The following is a 664-nucleotide window of genomic DNA, read 5'->3' as shown; positions in this document are numbered from 1 at the left end:
TGGGTAACACTTTAGACCGGATACATGGGTAACAGTTATAACTGGCATAGAAGAGGAGACTCGCTATGCCCTGGACTGAGACCCGACCTATGCAACGCCTTGATTTTATCCGTGCCTGCCATGCAGGCACGGACTCCTTCTCCGCCCTTTGCCGTCTCTTCGGCATCAGTCGAAAAACCGGCTACAAATGGCTTCAGCGTTTTGACCCCTCTGACCTGTCATCTCTCTCTGACCGGTCGCGCGCGCCGCACTCCCACTCCCGGACGGTTCCTGATGATATCGCCGGACAGCTGACGGCCCTGAGGCAAAAACACCCTGACTGGGGCCCCAAAAAACTGCGGATGTGGCTGCTCAATCATCACGTCGATTTTACCGTCCCCGCTGCCAGCACTATCGGCGATATCCTCAAGCGTGAAGGCCTGGTTCCGGATAAAAAGCGAAAACGCAGAACCCCGGGCAATCGCCAGCCCCTGACGACCATCAGCGAGAACAATCAGGTCTGGAGCGCTGATTTTAAAGGCAAGTTCAGGCTGCTGAGCCGGGAATACTGTCATCCTTTCACCCTGACCGACAATCACAGCCGGTATCTTCTGAGCTGCCGGGGAACGTACCGGGAGAGCGAGCCCTTCGTCAGGCAGTGCCTGACGGATGCGTTCCTGGAGTA

General features: G+C 56.6%; 1 protein-coding gene. It reads left to right on the top strand.

Translation table 11 applies throughout. The annotated features are described in order from the left end of the window. Positions 1-65: 65 nt before the first annotated feature. Positions 66-664: helix-turn-helix domain-containing protein (locus KW829_RS22720; RefSeq protein ID WP_218309143.1), on the top strand; the 599-nt coding region annotated here is incomplete at its 3' end.

It is taken from the genome of Enterobacter sp. ENT02 (genome assembly GCF_019219165.1).
Taxonomy (GTDB): Bacteria; Pseudomonadota; Gammaproteobacteria; order Enterobacterales; family Enterobacteriaceae; genus Enterobacter; species Enterobacter mori.
This window is presented reverse-complemented; position numbering and strand designations above follow the sequence as displayed.